This is a genomic window from Kitasatospora sp. NPDC034035, from assembly GCF_055575755.1.
This window is the reverse complement of record NZ_JBVISA010000036.1, coordinates 1-16627: the sequence shown is the minus strand read 5'-3', so window position 1 is coordinate 16627 and position 16627 is coordinate 1. Positions and strand designations below refer to the sequence as shown.

Sequence of the window (16627 nt, the reverse complement as noted above, 5' to 3'; positions counted from 1 at the left end):
GGCCGGACCGCCGCTCCGTCCTCGGTGGGGGCGGGGGCGGCGCGCGGAGCCGGCCGGGTCAGTACCCCTCCCGCACCTCGAACACGCCGCTGTCCCAGTACACGGACGGCTCGTCGGCCTCGCTCGGCCAGTCGCTCTGCAGGTGGCGGCGACCGCGCCCGAGGGCCCCGACCCGGTACGGGCTCAACCGCCCAGCCGTCAGATCGCCCGCCTCGGCGTCCGTGATCGGCAGCACGGTCCGGTACTGCGCGTCCCGCGAGGCGACCCAGTCGACGTACTCGGTGAAGACGCTCACGAAGGCCTGCGCACAGAGGCCACAGCGCTGGACGGAGACGATGAAGTGCGAGTCGTCCTGGATCATCTTCTCGACCCGGACCCCGGTGTAACTCTGGTGGTGCGCCCGCGCCACCGAGGCGTCCTCGGCACAGCACGCCGCACACCCGAAACCTGCGGACTCCGTCACGCCGCCCCCCGTGGTCGCGCCCCTCTTCGGCCGTGGGGCCAGATTCTAGACGGCGTCCGGGCCGAGGCGGCCTCGCGGCCGGCCGGACGTCCGGTGCCTCTCGGCGCGCCGCGCCCGCACATGATCACCGCCACGCCGGGCCGACGTTAGTGTCGTCCAGTGTCGGGCACGACGTCATAAGGAGAGCCACCCATGGAGTTCCTGGTCGACATGGTGACCAGTGTGCCGGAGGGCACTTCCGAGGAGGCCGTGGCGGAGATCCGAGCCAGAGAGGCGGCACGGGCGCGGGAACTGGCCGCTCAGGGAAGCCTGCTGCGGCTGTGGCGTCCGCCGCTCGCCCCCGGCGAATGGCGCACCTGGGGCCTGTTCAGCGCGGACGACGCGGAGCACTTGGAGCAGGTGCTTGCGTCGATGCCGCTGCGAGCGTGGCGGCACGACACGGTAACTGCGCTGTCCCCGCACCCGAGTGACCCCGGGCTCCAGGAGTAGCGGTCCCGGTTGCGCGGATCGGTGGTGGGCAGCCGGGCGGTGTCGCACCCAGACGTTCGGGAGCCTCGAGCGTGCACATCTGCGGGCCCTGGCAGCTCTGATCCCCGATCGCACCCGAGGAGAATCCCGATGAACGGCACGACAGAAGCCGAAGCGATCCTGCGCGGCGTCCTCGACCAGTGGAAGGCGGCCGTCGACGCGCACGAACCGCAGCTGGTCGCCTCCCGCTTCACCCAGGACGCGATCTTCCAGGGACTGCACCCGTACAGCGTCGGCCGGCAGGGCGTCGCCGACTACTACGATTCCCAGCCCCTCGGGATGACGGCCGCATATCGCATTCTCGAAACCAGGCAGCTCGCCGACGACCTCGTGCTCGGTTACCTGAGTGTCGACTTCTCGTTCACCGACCGGCCGACACTGGGCGTCAATCTCAGCGTGCTGGTACAGCGCGCGCACGACGACTGGTACATCAGCCACTACCAGGTCTCCCGCATCGACTGAGGTCCGCGACCCACCTGCGCCGACGTCGGATCACGGCCGTGATCCCGGAGAAGACCGACCGGGCCGCGAACCGCAGGAGGAAGGGCAGCAAGGGCGGCCGCCCCCTCTCCCACGACGCGGACCTCGACCGCAACACCGTGGAACGCTGCATCAACAAGATCAAGGAACGGCGGGGCCTCGCCACCCGATACGGCCCTGGTTCGCCGTGGACGCACTGCCTGAGCAGGGCGCACTTCCGTTACCGAGCAGTCTGTCGACGAGGAGCTCGGGGTAGCCGCCGGCCGGCGGGTCGATGCCGAAGATCACCCGGATGTAGAACGGCGCGATGAGCTGGTCGAGGATCTGTTCCAGGGTCGGTGGGTTCTCGCCTCGGGCCGTGGCCCGTCGGCGGATCTGCTCGATGGAGTGCATCCGGCGCTGGAAGTGCTGCGCACGCTCGGCCTTGGCGTGGGCGCTGTTCGGCATGGACAGGACGACGGCGCGCACGAGGGCGCGGCCTTCGGGTGTGCGCATGCTCGCGACGGTGGCTTCGGCCCAGGCGAGGAGGTCGCCGCGCAGGGTGCCGGTGTCGTTCAGCGGTGAGTCGCGTTCGAGGCGGGTGGTGACCATGTCGGCCAGGAGTGCGTCGAGGCTGCCCCAGCGCCGGTAGACGCTGGTGTGGTTGACGCCGGCGCGTTGCGCGATCGCGGGGATGTTGATCTCCTCGCCCTCCGGGTCGGAGAGCAGGTCGACGACCGCCTGGTGGACGGCCGCGCGGACCTGTTCGGGGCTCCTGCGGACTCGGGCGGACGCTTCTTTCTGGGTCATACCCCCATCGTAAGCACAAATATTTGCTTCTGAGGACCCGAAGGGTCTACAGTCTCACTCGCAAGCACACATCTGTGCTTGCCGATGAAGGAGAGTGCGCGATGAAGCAGCTGCTGTTCCCGAACAACATCCAGTTCTGGTACGAGACCCTGCGGTCGATGAGCCACATCGCCTACGGCGGCGCGGACTTCGGCGAGGTCGTCTCGACCGGTGAGCGGATCACCGAGGGCGACTACACCAGCTGGTACACCGAGTGGCTGGCCACCGCCGACCGGGTGGCCGGCGAGGCCGAGAAGGCGCTGGCGGCCGGTCACCGGGTGAGTGCCCGGGACGGGTTCCTGCGGGCGTCGAACTACTACCGGTCGGCCGAGTTCTTCCTGCACGGCCACCCCTGCGACCCCCGCCACGACCACGCCTACGACCGCAGCGTGGCCTGCTTCCGGGCGGCGGCGCCGCTGTTCACCCCGGTCATCGAGCCGGTCGCCATCCCGTACGAGGACACCACCCTGCCGGGCTACCTGTACCGGGTCGACGACTCCGGGACACCGCGGCCGACGCTGATCATGCACAACGGCTTCGACGGCACCGCCGAGGAGATGCACTTCTTCGGGGCGATGGCCGGTGTCGAGCGCGGCTACACCGTGCTGGTCTTCGACGGCCCCGGCATGCCCGGGCCGCGCCACCACGAGGGTCTGGTCTTCCGCCCCGACTGGGAGAACGTCATCACCCCCGTCGTGGATTTCGCCGAGACCCTCCCGGACGTCGACAACAGCCGTATCGCGCTCCTCGGCCTCAGCATGGGCGGCGTCCTCGCCCCCAGGGCCGCGGCGTTCGAGCACCGCCTGGCCGCGCTGATAGCCGTCGACGGCCTCTACGACCTCGGCCAGACCTCCGTCCGCAACATCCCCGGCACCCGCGAGGAGGCCGAGCGGCTCCTGCGTGCACAGTCCGCTCCCGAACTCGACGCCGCCCTCGAGCAGATCATGACCAAGGACCCGATCGCCCGCTGGGCGTTCAACCACGGCATGTACGTCATGGGTGTCGACACCCCCCGGGCCTTCAACGCCTCCTACCTCGACTACACCCTTGCCGGCGGCATCGCCGAACGGATCCAGTGCCCCACCCTCGTCTGCGACGCCGAAGACGACATGTTCTTCAAGGGCCAGCCCGAACAGCTCTACGACCACCTCACCTGCCCCAAGACCCTGATGGTCTTCACCGCCGAGGAAGGCGCCGGCGCCCACTGCCACCCCGGCGCCATGCGCCTGACCCAGGCCCGCATCTACGACTGGCTCGACGACGCCCTCAAGGCGACCGCCTGAAGAGCTGACGACCCGACACCGCGACGGAGCCCTGCCCGCGACGAGACCCTGCCCGCGACGCCCCCGCGTGCCGTCGGTGAGCAGGAGACGGCGGGCGCGGGCAGCGGGACCGTCGCGGTGCGGGGCCGGCGCAGGGCCCGTGAACAGCCGGAAACGGCCTCGGGTTTGGCCGTTGTCCCGCCAAGGAAGAAGTCACCCGTGCAGGTAACACGAGGCGGGCGGCGATCGCCCAGCTCGACCGGGCGGCGCGGCCAGACCATCGCGGCCACCGTCCGGGTCCTGGCCGAGAGCGGGTACGGACGGACTGCCTTCGAGGAATTCCGGGAGTTCGACACCACCCTGACGGCACTCCCCCTGAAGTCCGCGATCGACGCCGCCATCGTGCGGATGACGCAGCCGCCCCACCTGAGCGTGGACGACCGCGTCCGTGAGATCACCACCCCGGCCCTTCTCGCGACCCGAAGGACACCATGACCACGCCCGGTGTGCCGGCGGTGACGACCCCCGAGGCGCCGCCGCCGCGGCCGAGCGGGCGACGCCTGCTGCTCGGTCTCGTGTGGGACATCGCGGTCCCGATCGCGGTGTACTACGGCCTGCGCGCCGCCGGCGTCAGCGTCTTCGTCGCGCTGCTGGCGGGCGCCTTCCTGCCGGCGCTCACCACAGCGGTGCAGTGGCTGCGCACCCGCAGCCTGGAGGGCATGGCGGGATTCATCGCCGGGACCATGCTGCTGGGCGTCGCAGCCGCACTGGTCAGCGGCAGCCCCCGGTTCCTGCTGGCCAAGGACGGTTGGCTGACCGGCGTCGCCGGGCTCTGGTTCCTGATCTCGATCAGGGCCAGGCGCCCGCTGCTCTTCCACGGCGGCCGACCCCTGCTGGAGGGGCGGTTCCGCTCCGACGGCACCTCCTGGGACGTGCTGTGGGACCGCGAGCCGGCCTTCCGGCGGATCTGGCGGGTCTCGACCGCGATCTGGGGCGTGGCGATGCTGCTCGACGCCGCCGCACGGGTCGTGATGGCCTACACCCTGCCGGTGGACCTGGTGCCCGGCCTCGGCGCGCTGCTCTGGCCGGTCACCCTGGTGCTGTTGCAGGTGGTGAACGGCATCTACTACGAAGTGGCCGGGCTCTGGCGGCTGACCGCCGGCACGACCACGCGCTCGCCGGGCACCTGAGCGACCGACGCGGGGCCACGAAGACCAGGCGGCGGAACCAACCGCGTGCCTCGCCGGGGCGCCGGGCACCGAGCCGCCGGGCAGGGTCCGCGTCGCCGGGCGCCGCGCGTCCTGGCCGGTGGACAGGTCGGCGGTTCCACCCGCGGTTGCCGTACATCCAGGTGCACCGCTCTCCTCGGAGACCCCCTGGTCACGAGCCTTCCGGCTGTTCCTGGGATGATCTGCGCCGTGACGACCGACATCCGCCGCTCAGCGGGAACCAGAACGCTCTCCGACACCCTGCTTTCGATGTTCGGCATCCGGCGGCTGAGCACGGAGAAGGACCTTGCCGACCTTCGAGCGGGCACCACCTTGCAGGTGTTCTGCTCGAGCCCGACGCTGGGCACGGTCAAGATGCTGTCGGTCGGCAAGGGACGCACCATCCCGCACGCGTCGTCCGGCCACCTCCACCTCGCGGCCGGCACGGTGACCTGGCGCAACCAGCGCACCCGCGAGAACGTCGTCCTCCGGGGTCCGTTCCGTCTGTCGCCGTCAGAGCAGAAGACCCCGCACCCGAAGATGGCCCGCTTCGACCTGGCGGCGAGCGACGAGCAGCACGTGATCGTGATACCCAAGGCCGACGTCTCCCTGGTCACGCAGGTGCTGGAAGCGGCTGACCGGTAGCACGCCCTGCGACGGGCAACCCCGGCAGACGCCCGGGGCCTGGCGCGGAAGCGGCGCCGGCGATCCTTACCGGCAGTGCCGTGCCGGACGTACCGGCCGGGCGTGCCGTGACCCGGGCGTGCCGTGACCCGGGCGGCGAGCGTGGCAGCGGGTGAGAGCTCCGGGCTGCTGCCGGGCCGGCGCCGCGGCCGCCGCACCGGGTGCGCGTGCGGCGGCCGTGGGTGGGCCCGGTGCGTGGTTCGGGTCAGTCGGCCCGGCGCAGGGTGGGCAGTTCGGCGGTGTCGATGAGGCGGGCCCGTGCGGGGAGGACGTGACGGAGCAGGGCGTGGTGCGCCTCGGGGTCCGGGTCGGCGACGCCGTCGGACAGGACGTAGAGCTGGTAGTCACGGTCGGCCGCGTCGATGACGGTGGACAGGACGGCGCCGCTGGTGCTGATGCCGGAGAGGACCAGAGTGGTGATGCCGCGTTCGCGCAGCTGCCGGTCGAGGTCGGTGGTGGACATGCCGCCGTAGCGGGTCTTGCGCACGCTGATGTCGCCGTCCTGGGGAACCAGGCGCTGGTGGACGGCGGTGGCGGGGTCCTCGTGGTGCAGGGCACGGTGCCGGGCCAGCGGGCCGAAGGACTTGTTGACGGCCGGGATCGCGTCCCAGTCGGCCTCGGTGAAGCCGACGCGTACGTAGGCGATGGTGCCGCCCATCGCCCGGACGTCGGCGATGGCCCCTGCCAGGCGGCCGAGCAGGGCCTCGCGGTCCCGGTCTTCGGGGAGGGCGGCCAGGACCGCGGGCTGGCAGTCCAGGACGAGGAGAGCGGTGTGCGCGGGGTCGAGTGCGGGCGCGGCGGGGGCGGTGCTCATGCGGGTGTCCTCCTGGCTGGCGGTGTGCCCGGTCGGCGCGGTCGGCCCGGTCCGCCCGGACACGCACAGGCGGTCCAGCTGCGGCCTGGCGTACCGGATGTGGCCTGATGCGGCCGCGGGCCTGGGTGTCGGGTTGTCGCGGTGTGTCATGTGCGGCTGAGGGACGCTTCCGGCTCGTGCTGCGGCGTCTGGTCGCGGCGGGGTAGCAGGAGCGGGGTGGCCAGGATGAGCAGTCCCGCGGCCGCGAGGGCGGTGCGTGGGCCGGTGACGTCGGCGAGCAGCCCGCCGAGCGCTGTGCAGACGGCGATGGACGCCTGCTGGCCGATCGACCAGGCCGTCAGGGTGCGGGCGACGAGGTGTCCGGGCGTGCGTTCGAGCCGGTAGGTGGCGAGCACCGGGGTGTACAGGCTCATGTTGATGATGATCGCCAGCTCGACGGCCATCACGGTGACGAGGCCGACGACGCCGGGACGGACGAAGACCAGGCCGATCAGCCAGACTGCGCGCAGGGTCCCGATGACCCGGAAGACCCGGTGCCGTCCGTAGCGGGCCACGACCCGCTGCGCCAGCCGGGAGCCGACGAGTCCGCCGAGGCAGGGGGCGGCGAAGGCGAGGGCATACTGCCAGGGCGGGAAGCCGAGCCGGCCCAGGAGGAGCACCGCGAGCAACGGCTCGGTGGCCATGATCAGGCCGGAGACGAGCATGTTGTTCAGGTAGAGCGCCCGCAGACCGGGATCGCCCATGATGTGCCGCCAGCCGTCGAGCAGTGCGCCCGCCCGGACCGGGCTCTTGCCGCTTGCCTGCGGCGCTTCCTCCCGGCCGCGGATCGCGGTGATGCCCAGCGCCGAGAGCAGGTAGCTGAGCGCGTCGGCCACCACGGTGGTGACCGGCCCGAACAGGCCGATCGCCGCCCCGCCCAGCGGTGGCCCGACCGCGATGGAACTCCAGTTCGTGGACTCGAACCGCGCGTTGGCCACGAGCAGGTCCTCCGGCCGGACCAGGGCCTTGAGGTAGGCGCCACTGGCCGCGTTGAACGCGATCTTGGCTGCGGCGACCACGGCCGACACCACGAGCAGTTGGACGAAACCGAGCCGGTCGAAGGCGTAGGCGACCGGGATCGTCGCCATGGCCGCGAACCGGGTCAGGTCCATCGCGATCATGACCGGGCGCTTGCGCCGGAACTCCACCCACGGCGCGAGCGGCACCGCGATCAGCGCGCCCACCGCAGGCCCCACCGCGGACAGTGCGGACACCTCGGCGGGGCCGGCGTGCAACACCAGCACGGCGACCAGTGGCAGTGCCCCGAACCCCAGCCCGGACCCGTACGCGCTCACCGCGTACGCCGCCCACAGCCAGCCGAACTGCCGGCCCAACGCTCTCCTGCCCATCATGCCCAGCGCACCCCTCGACGACCCACTCGAACAAACCGACGTTGACCGGTGAGAGCTAAGCGAGCCACACAAGCACAGGTCAAACAACTGCCCTGCCGTCTCTCCACAACCATCCGTTGTTCACTAAGGTGGGTCGGCATGGACCTCGAAGCCGTACGCACCTTCGCCGCCATCGCAGAAGCCGGCCAGTTCCAGAAAGCCGCCGCCGACCTGTCGATCACCCAGCAGGCCGTCTCCAAGCGCATCGCGGCGCTGGAGCGCGAGCTCGGCGTGCGGCTGTTCACCCGCACGCCGCGCGGCGCCGAGCTCACCATCGACGGGCAGGCGTTCCTGCCCCACGCGCGCGAGCTGCTGCGCGCCGCCGAGCGCGCGGTCGCGTCCGTGCGCGCCGGCCGCCGCCCACTGCGCGTCGACGTGATCAACTCGCGCGGCGCGGCCTCGGGCCTGATGCGCGGCTTCCACCACGCGCACCCCGAGATCGACCTCGACGTGCTGATGCTGCTCGACATCGAGACGGCTGTCTCCTCCATCCGGTCCGGTGCGATCGACGCGTCCTTCCGCGCCGTCGCCGCGCCCGGCCGGCCCCTTCCCGAGGACATCGAGTCCGTCCGGGTGCTCGACGAACCGCTCCAGCTCCTCACCGGCCCCGCCCACGCGCTGGCCGCCGCCCAGTCCGTGACACTCGCCCAGCTCGCCGGACACCGGATCTGGATGCCCGGCATCCTCCCCGGCAGCGAGTGGGCCGCCTACTACGACGACCTCGTCGCCGCGTTCGGCCTCACCATCGAGGCGACCGGCCCCAACTTCGGCTCCGACGCGCTCCTCGACACCATCGCCGACACCCCGGCCCTGGCCACCTTCATGAGCGAGCACACCCGCCTCGTCTGGCCCGCCGGCCACGGCCTGCGCCGCATCCCGGTGACCGACCCGACACCCGTCTACCCGCACTCGCTCCTGTGGCACCGCGACAACCCCCACCCGGCGCTGACCACCCTCCGCACCCACCTCGCCGCCACAGCGGCCGGCCACGACGCCGGGAGCTGGGCGCCGGACTGGGTGATTCCGCCGGTCTGACGCCGAGTGGACCCGCCCGGGCTGCTCGCCGACCACCTTCGGCCACTGACAAAGGCGTTGAGGCCGGAGGCGGCCCTCGACGGGAAGTGAGCTCGCGCGGACGGCGGCGGGGATCGGTGGTCGGACCGGGAAGCGGGAGTCGGGAAGCAGGAGTCGGGCATCGGGAGTCGGGCAACGGCAACCGCCTTCGGCGACGCGCGTCGGGCGATGCGCGTCCGGCCCTGGTACCCGGCGGTGTTGTTCGACAGGATGCTCCGATGGCGAACTTGACCCGGATCCTGACGATGACCCGCACCAACTTCCGCGCGGCCGACCGGGTCGAGCGGTGGACCGCGCGCGCGGCGTGGGCGGTGTTGACCGCGACGGCCTGGCTGGCGGTGATGTTCACGACCGTCTGGGGAGCCGAGGTCGCCGGGGTTCCCATGGGCACCGTGGGGTGGTTGGCGGTCGTCCTCTCGCTGGCGGTCCCCCTCGTCTCGTGGATCGCCGTCACCTCCGAACCCGGCGGGCGCCCCGGTGCGCCGGTGTTGACGGTTGTCCTCCTGCTGGCGGCCGTCGTGCTCGTCCTCGCCTTCACCTGAGTCGAGGCGTGCGGCCTCCGGCCAAGCGAGCTGACGGGACCGGCCGGGTGGAGGCCGAAAGCGGGCGCAGCGGTGCCGGCGCCCCCTGACGGCGGACGGACGGCGTCGCGTATCTGAGTACGCGTACTCAGGTGCGGGGCCGGACAGTTGGGCGAGCATGGGCGGATGAGCCAGGGGCGCCGCAGGACGGCGAAGGTGAAGCAGTTCCTGGGCGGCGTCGGCGTCATCGCGATCGTCGCTCTGCAAACGTTCCGCTCCGGCGTGCCCGCCACCTGGCGGCTGCGGCGGCTCGCCCGCTCCAAGCCTGTCCGGCAGGCCTGCGAGGACGCCGAGGAGCAGCTGCGGGCGCGGCTGGCGGCGATCGCGCGGACGTACGGGCTGCGGCCCGTCTTCAGTCAGACGATCGACGACTGCTGGCGGGCCTCACGGGTCGACCTCCTCCCCGGCCACTCCCTGGTCGGGCCCGCAATGACGGGGCACCTGCAGATCGTCGCCTACTTCGCGCCGTCGGCACCCGTGGAACGGGCGATTCCCGAGCTGATCGAGCGCCTGCCGCCCCGGCTGCAGTACGCGGACTGCCTCGCTCCCAAGCCGGAGCCCGACAGCCCCGGCCCGCACTCCACCCTCGACGGGCGGGACCACGTCACGGTGGACTGGGACATTCCGGGCGACCGTCTGATGACCGCGTGGGGACTGCCCCGGAAGGACCGGCACATGCTGCGCCGGCAAGTCTCGGCCGACCCGGACGGCCTGACCCTGGAACAGGTGCGAGAGGCACACGGCCCCCTCATCGCCTGGACCCTCACCGCCACGTACTACGAGAAGCCGAAGACCCGGTAGCTCCAGGCAGGCGGGTCCCCCGGTGGTGGCGCGGGGGGCCTTCGCGGTGCCAGCGGCGACGCCGGCGACGGCGGCGGTGCGCTTGCCGGGACCGGCCTGCGCGTCAGGCGCGCCCGGCCGCTTCGAGCAGGCGGGGCGGGAGGTAGGGCGAGCGGACGTGGACGGTCCAGCCGCGGCTGCGGCGGGCGTGGCAGGCGAGGGCGAGGATGTCGAGGCTGAGTGCGGCGTCGGTGTCGGTGGCGCGGTCGGCGACGCAGTAGTGGTCGCGGTGGGCTTCCAGGGCGTCCAGCAGGGCCAGGTTGAAGGTGGTCTCGTCGCCCTCGACGAGCTGGGAGAAGAGGACGACCGGGGGCGGGAGGAAGCCCTGGTCCCTGGTGCGTTCCACCTCCTTCAGGGCCCGCTCGGTGGCCGGCCGCGGGTCGGCGCCGCGGAGGTGGTCGTGCAGGGCGGTGCGGTAGGAGGCGAACGGGGAGCGGTCCTCGGCGGCGATCGTGGGGCCGGCCAGGACGAGCGGCTCGAGGTCCTCCGAGTCGCCGGTGATCAGGGCGTAGGAGAGGGCCGTCTCCCAGAAGGCCGGGCCGAAGTCCGTGTCCCGGCAGGCGGGGAAGCGCAGGCTCCGGCCGTCGATCGTCACCTCGGCCTCGGTACCCGGCTCGGCGAGGGCGACCCGGAACACGGCGGCCCCCAGCCGGGAGGCGAGCCGCAGGTTGTCGAGCTGGGCGTCGGTGGCGTCGCAGGACTGCGAGGCGCGCGCCGCGAGGAGGTAGCTCTGGTAGCGCAGGGCGCGCGTGAGCTCCCACGCGTCCAGCGGCTCGCCGTCCTTGGGCGTGACGGCCTCCAGGGTGCGCCGCTCGAACCGGGCCTCGCTGTCCGGGCTGAGGGGGCGGGCCGGGCTCGGCCGGTCGAGGTCGACGGGTCCGGCGGCGAGGTGGGCGACGGCGTCGGGACGTGGGTCGCGGCCGAGGCCGTGGACGCGCGGGCCTGGGGTCTCGAAGCCGGTGACCAGGGCGTGGGGGAGGTAGTCGGTGTCGACCGCCGGCGTCCAGCCGTAGGTGCGGTACGCGAGGGCGGCGAGGGCGATCGGGACCAGCGGCAGGAGGCCGGCCGGTCCGGTGCCGTGCGGGCCGTCCTGGAGGAGGGCGAGCAGAGCGGCGTCGAAGGCCTCGCGGTCCCCGTCGACGAGGGCGCGCAGAGCGCGCAGGCCGGGCTGCGGCTCGGCGGGGGTGGGGAGGTCGACCTCCTCGAAGAAGTGGGCCGAGAAGCCGTCGACCAGCTCCAGGGTGGGCGTGACCGGCTCGTCGGGCATCAACTGCCGGGCCCAGCAGAAGGCCTCGCCGTGGGCGGAGACCTTGTCGGAGACGATCGCGAGGCAGAAGGCGTCGAGCCACTCCCGGGCGGTGACCCGGTGGCGGGGGTCGCGGTCCTGCCCGTCCTCGCGGTCGTAGCGCATCCCGAAGTTGGGGTAGTCGAGGAAGACGTGGAAGCCGTCGTGCGGGTAGTAGGCGGCGAAGGAGACGGCGCCGACCGCGGCCTCGGTGGCGTCCTTGAGGACGGCCTCGGCCTCGGGGGTGTCGAGGTCGGGCCGAGTGGTGGAGAGGGCGCCGAGGTAGTCGAGGAAGGAGTCGGCGATCAGCTGCCACTCGGTGGTGGTCATCAGGCCGGCGCGGGAGTAGGAGTGGACCTGCCTCCCGATCCGGTTCACGAAGTCCTCGCGGGCCTTCGTCACCCGCGCCCCGTCCACCTGGTGACGTTCGATCCGCACGGTCCTGCCCCCTTGATCATCGACTTGACCCCGGCCAGCCTAGTGCAGCGCCGCGTTGATCCTTCGGGGGTTGCCGGTCAGCTGGCGGGGTCGCCGGGGTAGAGAGGCCGACGGCGCAGTCGAGGGCGTCTTCGGGGCTCCCGAAGGACAGGCCCGTGGGCAGGATGTTGTCCTCGTAGCATTCGTTGCCGTAGGTGAACAGAGCGAAGCCCCACATCTCGGGGTGGCCGGTGTCCTTGAGCCTGCACAGTTACAGCGTTCACGATCGAACTGACCCAGGCCGAGCGTGAGGTGCTTGAACGCCTGGCAGACTCGCGCACCGCGCCGTTCGGGCAGGTGCAGCGGGCTTCGGTGGTCCTGGCACTGGCCGAGGGAAGGTCGAACGCCGCCACGGCCCGCGCGGCCGGGCGGCATGTGGACACCGTCCCCCGAACACGCCAGCCGGCTCGACCAAGTCGAGCTGTTCTTCTCCACCCTGACCCGACGTCTACTACGCCGCGGCCAGTTCGCCTCCCGCGACGAACTGGCCGCGGCCATCGCCACCTTCGTCTTGGCCTACGACGAACACGACGCCAAGCCCTACCGCTGGACCTACGATGGCAGGCCACTCAAAGCCGCTTGAACCCCCGAAGGATCAACGCGGCGCTGCACTAGTGCTGGAAGAGTACTTCCGGATTGTTCGGCGAGGGGCCGTCCAGCAGCGGACTGCGGATCCCCTTCAGCGTCTGGTCGAAGAACGCCGTCACGTACTCACGCGTGATCACGATTCCACGTTCGGGGTCGAGGGGCGGCGTCGGGAACCCGGCCTGCTCCTCGAGCAGGTCCGCGTCGGTGAAGCTGGGGTGGTTGGCGCCGGTGACCGCCAGCCACTTCTTGTAGCCGCCTAGGGCGGCCCAGGCCTGCCCCCAGTTGTCGCCACCGCCGGCCGAGTGGTAGGCGGCCGCACCCAGCATGAGGAACGGCCGGTTGATCCGGCCGGGCAACGGGGCCGGGAAAAAGGTGCCGTCCATGTTCACCCCGGCCCGTACTCGCGGGTCGGCGATCATCGTGGCGGCGGCCGACGCTCCGCCGATGGAGTGTCCGGCCATGCCGATCTCGTGCTTGTCGATGAGGTGTGCCAGGCGCCACGCGGTATTGCCATGCGTCAACTGCTCGATCACGAAGGACACGTCCAGCGCGCGGCTGGCGGTGACCGTGTCCATGTCGAGGTTCGGGTCATCGCAGATCGCGCACGGCGGCGTCTGGCCGTTCGCCAGCGTCTCGCCGCTGTCCTCGTGGGTGTGGCCGACGAGCGCGACGACGTAGCCGTGACTGGCCAGGTCGGTCGCGAGCGCGGTGAGCACCATGCGCGGGTCCCCGAACCCGGGTGAGAGGACCACCAGCGGATACTTGCCCCTCTGCGGCCGCGCGCCGTCGAAGGCGTGAGTGGTGACGCCGGCAAGGGTCTGCGGGGTGACGCCGGAGCTCGCCGGTATCTTCGCGCGCTGGATGTGTCCGGCTGCCTCGGCGAGGGTCATGTAAGGGGCCGGCGTCCCGGTCCCGGGGACGGCCGGGTAGACCATCGTGACGGTCAGTTGGCGGGGGCCGGATGACGGCACCCACGGGTCGGGACGGTTCGCGTCGGTGAGGTGGATGACGTCCTCGCCGGCGGCGTAGGGGCCGGTCGGCGCGGGGAGCGTGCCTTGGAAGGACCGCGTGGGCGCGGTGGCCGTGGCCGTGGCCGTGGCCGGTGCGGTGTCGAACGCGTGCGTGGCCACCGGTGTGGCCGACGGTGTGGTCGTGGCGGCGAACCCGGCGCCGGTTCCGGTGACGAGGGCGGCGAGCGCCAGCGCCGCGACAGCGCTGATACGGCGATTGCGTTTCATGGGATCGACGCTAGGTTCCGCAGCTCCTCTGTCGCGTCGGCCGGTGGATGCAAACACTCTGATGTCGTTCGTAGCCCCCGCGAGGTACCGGAGTAATCCGCCGGGAGTATGTCGTGCGGCGCGGGGTTCCCTTCGCCGACCTCGTCGAGCGCCACCTTCGTCCTGGCCTACGACGAGCGGCCTTGTTGTGCCCGCGGACGTAGGTGTCCATCGTGTCGATCAGGTCGTCGCGGTTGGCGAAGTCTCCGTGGCGGAGCACGCGGCGGGTCAGCGCGGAGAAGAACAGCTCGACTTGGTTGAGCCAGGAGGCGTGCGCCGGCGCCCAGGGGACGTGCCAGCGCGGATGGGAGGCGAACCATGCCTTGGCGTGTTTGGCGGTGTGTGAGGAGCCGTTGTCGAGCACCACGTGGATCTCCTTGTCAGAGGCGATCACCGCGTTGAGTCGGTCGAGGAAGGCGGTGAAGGTGGCCGCGTTGTTGCGGGCGATGGGGTCGGTGAGCACCTCGCCGGCCCGCACGTCGAGGGCGGCGACGATCGAGGCGGTGCCGTGCCGGCGGAAGAGGAGATCTGCACGGTGGATCTTTAGGCCTGAAAGTCGCTATCCGAAACCGGTGATCAGACCATAGGAATGGCTCCACGGCCTGACGGGCCACCCCCGATCGAAGGAGCCATCACCCATGATTCGCCTCCGCACCACCTGTATGGCCATCGCCGGCACCGCTGCCATGTTCGCCCTGACCGCGGCGCCCGCCCAGGCCGCCCCGGGCGACGTCACGACCGTGTGCGGAAGCACGCTCACTCCGACCGGCTACGTCGACGTGAGTTGGGGTTACAGCAGCAGTTGCGGTACGCAGAGCTTCAGCCCGAACATCAAGCAGATAAAGCAGCTCACCGGACTTCCCGTCGGCACCGTGGTCCAGGCCTGCGGCACCACCTACCCGCCCGCGGGCTGGGTCCAGACCGGCTCGTACTACAGCAGCAGCTGCGTCGCCTGGTCGAACCCGAGCTTCAACGACAACGCCTGGCAGCTGAAGCGCGTCTCCTGATCCGGCGACTCCGGCTGCGGCCCAGCCGCCCTGCCCCTCTGCTTGTTGATCTAGTGCTGCTCCGTGCAAGTTCGTGGAGCGGTCAGGCCGCCGGGCTGTCGAGGTAGAGGCCGCAGGCGCAGTTCAGGCATTCTTCGGGGGCGCCGACGGGTAGGCCGCTGGGGAGCACGTTGTCCTCGTAGCCGCCTTGGCTGGCGGGGTAGAGCGCGAAGCCCCAGGTGTGCAGGACTCCGGCGAAGCGGAGGAGACATAGCGGCAGGCGTTCGCCGTTCCTCAACTCACCTTCCACGTAGGCGAATCCTGCGCGAAAGCGGACGTGGACCCGGGCCAGCTGCGGCCAGCGCTCGGCGGCGCGGGTGTTCAGCCGCTGGCGCAGGTGGTGCTGCATGGACTCTGGCGGGTTCTTCGGCACGGCGCCATCCTGCCGTCCCGGCCCACCCCTCCGCCATGATCACTGTTCATGGCGGAGGGTTCGGGGCGGGACGCGGCGGCCGTGGTCGTGGACGAAGAGACGCGCGGCGTGCTGCAGCGGATCGCGTCGTCAGCGAAGGCGCAGGTCAGACAGGTACTCCGGGCCCGGATCGTGCTGGCTGCAGCCGACGGGGCGGGCAACGCGGGGATCGCCCGCCGACTGGCGGTGAGCGTGAACACGGTCCGCAAGTGGCGTGGCCGGTTCACCGAGCGTGGGCTGGAGGGCTTGAAAGACGCCGCACGCTCGGGGCGGCCGCGCCGCTACGACGACCTGGTACGCGTCGCGGTGGTCGCCGCGGCCACCGGCATCCCGATCGGCCCCGCCGCGACCTGGACCCACGCGGCGATCGCCGACCAGGTCGCGGACACGGTGTTCGCGCCGATCTCCTCCTCCCAAGTCGGCCGGATCCTGGCTGACTTGGACCTGAAACCGCACAAGGTCCGCGGCTGGCTCACCCGCCACGGCACCGCCTCGATCGTCGCCGCGCTCGACGTCTCCACCGGGCAGACCCTGACCGACACCATCCAGCGCAACGACGCCGCGACCTTCACCGCCTTCCTTGGCCGGCTCGACCGGCTCATGCCCCGCGACAAGGACATCCACGTGATCCTCGACAACGCCCACACACACCGCCAAGCACCTGGCTCGCCGCTCACCCGCGCTGGCACGTCCGCTGGACCCCGCCACATGCCTCCTGGCTCAACCAGGTCGAACTCGTCTTCTCCGCGCTGACCCGCGGGCATCCGCTGGGGCCGACGCCCCCTCAACACCGCAGGGCAAGTTCAGGAGTAGGACAGCGACAGAAGGATGACTCAGGAGGCGGACGGCCCGATCTCCCCCGCGAAGACGATGAACTGGTCGATGAGGCTCCGTCGCAGATGGACGACGTCCGTTCCCGCCAGGCGGGGGCCTCCATCAGGCGTGGTGAAGACCCACTGGTACCGGGCCCATTCGTCAGGCATGTCCACCGCTGAGCAGCGCACCATCGTGCCGGGCCCCGCCGGGTGGCGCCGGATGTCCAGCACGAACCGCTCGACCGCCGCGATTCCTTCGCTGCGGCCCAACGGTCCCCAGAAGACCACGTCTGAGGTCAGGGCCTGGGAGAGCAGGGCAGTCACATAGCTGTCCTCCGTGGCGTTGAACGCGGAGATGAACGTGTCGATCGCGGAGCGTGCGGTCTCTTCCTGCATGCCCCAGTAATACCAGCCGTTTTGCGTGCGCTCGACCCCACGGGCTAGTACTCCAGTGTGACTTCGCGATCATGTCGGTCTCGCGGTCTACTCTGGCTCGCTATGGGCTACGACGTGCACATCACGCGGCGTGAGAACT

Annotated in this window: 21 protein-coding genes; 12 read left to right on the top strand and 9 right to left on the bottom strand. The window is 71.2% G+C overall.

The annotated features are described in order from the left end of the window. Window positions 1-58: 58 nt before the first annotated feature. Window positions 59-463: a hypothetical protein gene (locus ACZ52J_RS35290; RefSeq protein WP_465624615.1), complete on the bottom strand. Its 405-nt coding sequence runs from the start codon at window positions 461-463 to the stop codon at window positions 59-61. Window positions 464-655: 192 nt separating this feature from the next. Between ACZ52J_RS35290 and ACZ52J_RS35285 the strand changes: the two genes are divergently transcribed. Next, window positions 656-952 carry a muconolactone Delta-isomerase family protein gene (locus ACZ52J_RS35285; RefSeq protein WP_465624613.1) on the top strand — a complete coding sequence of 99 codons (297 nt, stop codon included), beginning with the start codon at window positions 656-658 and terminating at the stop codon, window positions 950-952. 129 nt (window positions 953-1081) lie between these two features. Then, the gene (locus ACZ52J_RS35280; RefSeq protein WP_465624611.1) at window positions 1082-1453 is read left to right on the top strand and encodes a nuclear transport factor 2 family protein; all 372 of its coding nucleotides are present in this window, start codon (window positions 1082-1084) and stop codon (window positions 1451-1453) included. Between the two features lie 159 nt (window positions 1454-1612). Here the strand turns inward: ACZ52J_RS35280 and ACZ52J_RS35275 are convergent, their stop codons facing one another. Next, window positions 1613-2260 carry a TetR/AcrR family transcriptional regulator gene (locus tag ACZ52J_RS35275; RefSeq protein ID WP_465624609.1) on the bottom strand — a complete coding sequence of 216 codons (648 nt, stop codon included), beginning with the start codon at window positions 2258-2260 and terminating at the stop codon, window positions 1613-1615. A 101-nt stretch (window positions 2261-2361) separates the two neighbouring features. On the opposite strand from ACZ52J_RS35275, the gene ACZ52J_RS35270 reads away from it, so the two are divergent. The 4 genes from ACZ52J_RS35270 to ACZ52J_RS35255 all read left to right on the top strand — a co-directional run bounded on the left by ACZ52J_RS35270 (window position 2362) and on the right by ACZ52J_RS35255 (window position 5414). Beyond that, window positions 2362-3582 carry an alpha/beta hydrolase family protein gene (locus ACZ52J_RS35270; RefSeq protein ID WP_465624607.1) on the top strand — a complete coding sequence of 407 codons (1221 nt, stop codon included), beginning with the start codon at window positions 2362-2364 and terminating at the stop codon, window positions 3580-3582. 198 nt (window positions 3583-3780) lie between these two features. Further along, entirely contained in the window at window positions 3781-4056 is a 276-nt protein-coding gene (locus tag ACZ52J_RS35265) for a hypothetical protein (RefSeq protein ID WP_465624605.1), read from the top strand. After that, window positions 4053-4751, top strand: a complete 699-nt coding sequence (locus ACZ52J_RS35260) for a VC0807 family protein (protein ID WP_465624603.1) — start codon at window positions 4053-4055, stop codon at window positions 4749-4751. Before ACZ52J_RS35265 ends, ACZ52J_RS35260 begins: the two co-directional genes overlap by 4 nt. Window positions 4752-4979: 228 nt before the next feature. Continuing rightward, window positions 4980-5414 carry a hypothetical protein gene (locus ACZ52J_RS35255; protein ID WP_465624601.1) on the top strand — a complete coding sequence of 145 codons (435 nt, stop codon included), beginning with the start codon at window positions 4980-4982 and terminating at the stop codon, window positions 5412-5414. 244 nt (window positions 5415-5658) lie between these two features. Here the strand turns inward: ACZ52J_RS35255 and ACZ52J_RS35250 are convergent, their stop codons facing one another. Together ACZ52J_RS35250 and ACZ52J_RS35245 are read right to left on the bottom strand one after the other, a co-directional pair. Then, complete coding sequence (locus tag ACZ52J_RS35250; protein ID WP_465624599.1) at window positions 5659-6267, bottom strand: cysteine hydrolase family protein; 609 nt, start codon at window positions 6265-6267, stop codon at window positions 5659-5661. A 146-nt stretch (window positions 6268-6413) separates the two neighbouring features. After that, on the bottom strand, window positions 6414-7658 hold the full coding sequence (locus tag ACZ52J_RS35245) for an MFS transporter (RefSeq protein WP_465624597.1): 1245 nt from the start codon (window positions 7656-7658) through the stop codon (window positions 6414-6416). A gap of 138 nt (window positions 7659-7796) precedes the next feature. Here ACZ52J_RS35245 and ACZ52J_RS35240 point away from each other — a divergent pair, with 138 nt between their 5' ends. The 3 genes from ACZ52J_RS35240 to ACZ52J_RS35230 all read left to right on the top strand — a co-directional run bounded on the left by ACZ52J_RS35240 (window position 7797) and on the right by ACZ52J_RS35230 (window position 10153). After that, window positions 7797-8732, top strand: a complete 936-nt coding sequence (locus ACZ52J_RS35240) for a LysR family transcriptional regulator (RefSeq protein ID WP_465624595.1) — start codon at window positions 7797-7799, stop codon at window positions 8730-8732. Window positions 8733-8989: 257 nt separating this feature from the next. Continuing rightward, window positions 8990-9313 (top strand): hypothetical protein, encoded by a 324-nt coding sequence (locus ACZ52J_RS35235; protein WP_465624593.1) that lies wholly within the window; start codon window positions 8990-8992, stop codon window positions 9311-9313. A 165-nt stretch (window positions 9314-9478) separates the two neighbouring features. Next, on the top strand, window positions 9479-10153 hold the full coding sequence (locus tag ACZ52J_RS35230; RefSeq protein WP_465624591.1) for a hypothetical protein: 675 nt from the start codon (window positions 9479-9481) through the stop codon (window positions 10151-10153). Between the two features lie 103 nt (window positions 10154-10256). Here ACZ52J_RS35230 and ACZ52J_RS35225 read toward each other — a convergent pair whose 3' ends face one another. Next, window positions 10257-11915 (bottom strand): immunity 49 family protein, encoded by a 1659-nt coding sequence (locus tag ACZ52J_RS35225; RefSeq protein WP_465624589.1) that lies wholly within the window; start codon window positions 11913-11915, stop codon window positions 10257-10259. Between the two features lie 412 nt (window positions 11916-12327). Between ACZ52J_RS35225 and ACZ52J_RS35220 the strand changes: the two genes are divergently transcribed. Then, window positions 12328-12537: a hypothetical protein gene (locus tag ACZ52J_RS35220; RefSeq protein WP_465624587.1), complete on the top strand. Its 210-nt coding sequence runs from the start codon at window positions 12328-12330 to the stop codon at window positions 12535-12537. Window positions 12538-12565: 28 nt separating this feature from the next. Here the strand turns inward: ACZ52J_RS35220 and ACZ52J_RS35215 are convergent, their stop codons facing one another. Continuing rightward, window positions 12566-13780: an alpha/beta hydrolase family protein gene (locus tag ACZ52J_RS35215; RefSeq protein WP_465624585.1), complete on the bottom strand. Its 1215-nt coding sequence runs from the start codon at window positions 13778-13780 to the stop codon at window positions 12566-12568. A gap of 10 nt (window positions 13781-13790) precedes the next feature. Then, entirely contained in the window at window positions 13791-14360 is a 570-nt protein-coding gene (locus ACZ52J_RS35210; RefSeq protein WP_465624728.1) for a transposase, read from the bottom strand. 97 nt (window positions 14361-14457) lie between these two features. Here ACZ52J_RS35210 and ACZ52J_RS35205 point away from each other — a divergent pair, with 97 nt between their 5' ends. Beyond that, window positions 14458-14826, top strand: coding sequence for a hypothetical protein (locus ACZ52J_RS35205; protein WP_360506616.1), 369 nt, complete (start codon window positions 14458-14460; stop codon window positions 14824-14826). An 82-nt stretch (window positions 14827-14908) separates the two neighbouring features. On the opposite strand, the gene ACZ52J_RS35200 is transcribed toward ACZ52J_RS35205, so the two are convergent. Then, window positions 14909-15238, bottom strand: coding sequence for a hypothetical protein (locus ACZ52J_RS35200; protein ID WP_465624583.1), 330 nt, complete (start codon window positions 15236-15238; stop codon window positions 14909-14911). 81 nt (window positions 15239-15319) lie between these two features. Between ACZ52J_RS35200 and ACZ52J_RS35195 the strand changes: the two genes are divergently transcribed. Continuing rightward, window positions 15320-16030, top strand: a complete 711-nt coding sequence (locus ACZ52J_RS35195) for a helix-turn-helix domain-containing protein (protein ID WP_465624581.1) — start codon at window positions 15320-15322, stop codon at window positions 16028-16030. Window positions 16031-16110: 80 nt separating this feature from the next. On the opposite strand, the gene ACZ52J_RS35190 is transcribed toward ACZ52J_RS35195, so the two are convergent. Then, a complete protein-coding gene (locus tag ACZ52J_RS35190) occupies window positions 16111-16488 on the bottom strand; it encodes a nuclear transport factor 2 family protein (protein WP_360506611.1) in 378 nt (125 codons plus the stop codon). Window positions 16489-16627: the final 139 nt, after the last annotated feature.

Excerpts from the sequence above, each read along its gene's own strand:
- ACZ52J_RS35285 (WP_465624613.1), top strand. The coding sequence starts at position 656 with ATGGAGTTCCTGGTCGACATGGTGACCAGTGTGCCGGAGGGCACTTCC.
- ACZ52J_RS35280 (WP_465624611.1), top strand. The coding sequence starts at position 1,082 with ATGAACGGCACGACAGAAGCCGAAGCGATCCTGCGCGGCGTCCTCGAC.
- ACZ52J_RS35275 (WP_465624609.1), bottom strand. The coding sequence starts at position 2,260 with ATGACCCAGAAAGAAGCGTCCGCCCGAGTCCGCAGGAGCCCCGAACAG.
- ACZ52J_RS35270 (WP_465624607.1), top strand. The coding sequence starts at position 2,362 with ATGAAGCAGCTGCTGTTCCCGAACAACATCCAGTTCTGGTACGAGACC.
- ACZ52J_RS35260 (WP_465624603.1), top strand. The coding sequence starts at position 4,053 with ATGACCACGCCCGGTGTGCCGGCGGTGACGACCCCCGAGGCGCCGCCG.
- ACZ52J_RS35250 (WP_465624599.1), bottom strand. The coding sequence starts at position 6,267 with ATGAGCACCGCCCCCGCCGCGCCCGCACTCGACCCCGCGCACACCGCT.
- ACZ52J_RS35245 (WP_465624597.1), bottom strand. The coding sequence starts at position 7,658 with ATGATGGGCAGGAGAGCGTTGGGCCGGCAGTTCGGCTGGCTGTGGGCG.
- ACZ52J_RS35240 (WP_465624595.1), top strand. The coding sequence starts at position 7,797 with ATGGACCTCGAAGCCGTACGCACCTTCGCCGCCATCGCAGAAGCCGGC.
- ACZ52J_RS35235 (WP_465624593.1), top strand. The coding sequence starts at position 8,990 with ATGGCGAACTTGACCCGGATCCTGACGATGACCCGCACCAACTTCCGC.
- ACZ52J_RS35230 (WP_465624591.1), top strand. The coding sequence starts at position 9,479 with ATGAGCCAGGGGCGCCGCAGGACGGCGAAGGTGAAGCAGTTCCTGGGC.
- ACZ52J_RS35220 (WP_465624587.1), top strand. The coding sequence starts at position 12,328 with ATGTGGACACCGTCCCCCGAACACGCCAGCCGGCTCGACCAAGTCGAG.
- ACZ52J_RS35215 (WP_465624585.1), bottom strand. The coding sequence starts at position 13,780 with ATGAAACGCAATCGCCGTATCAGCGCTGTCGCGGCGCTGGCGCTCGCC.
- ACZ52J_RS35205 (WP_360506616.1), top strand. The coding sequence starts at position 14,458 with ATGATTCGCCTCCGCACCACCTGTATGGCCATCGCCGGCACCGCTGCC.
- ACZ52J_RS35190 (WP_360506611.1), bottom strand. The coding sequence starts at position 16,488 with ATGCAGGAAGAGACCGCACGCTCCGCGATCGACACGTTCATCTCCGCG.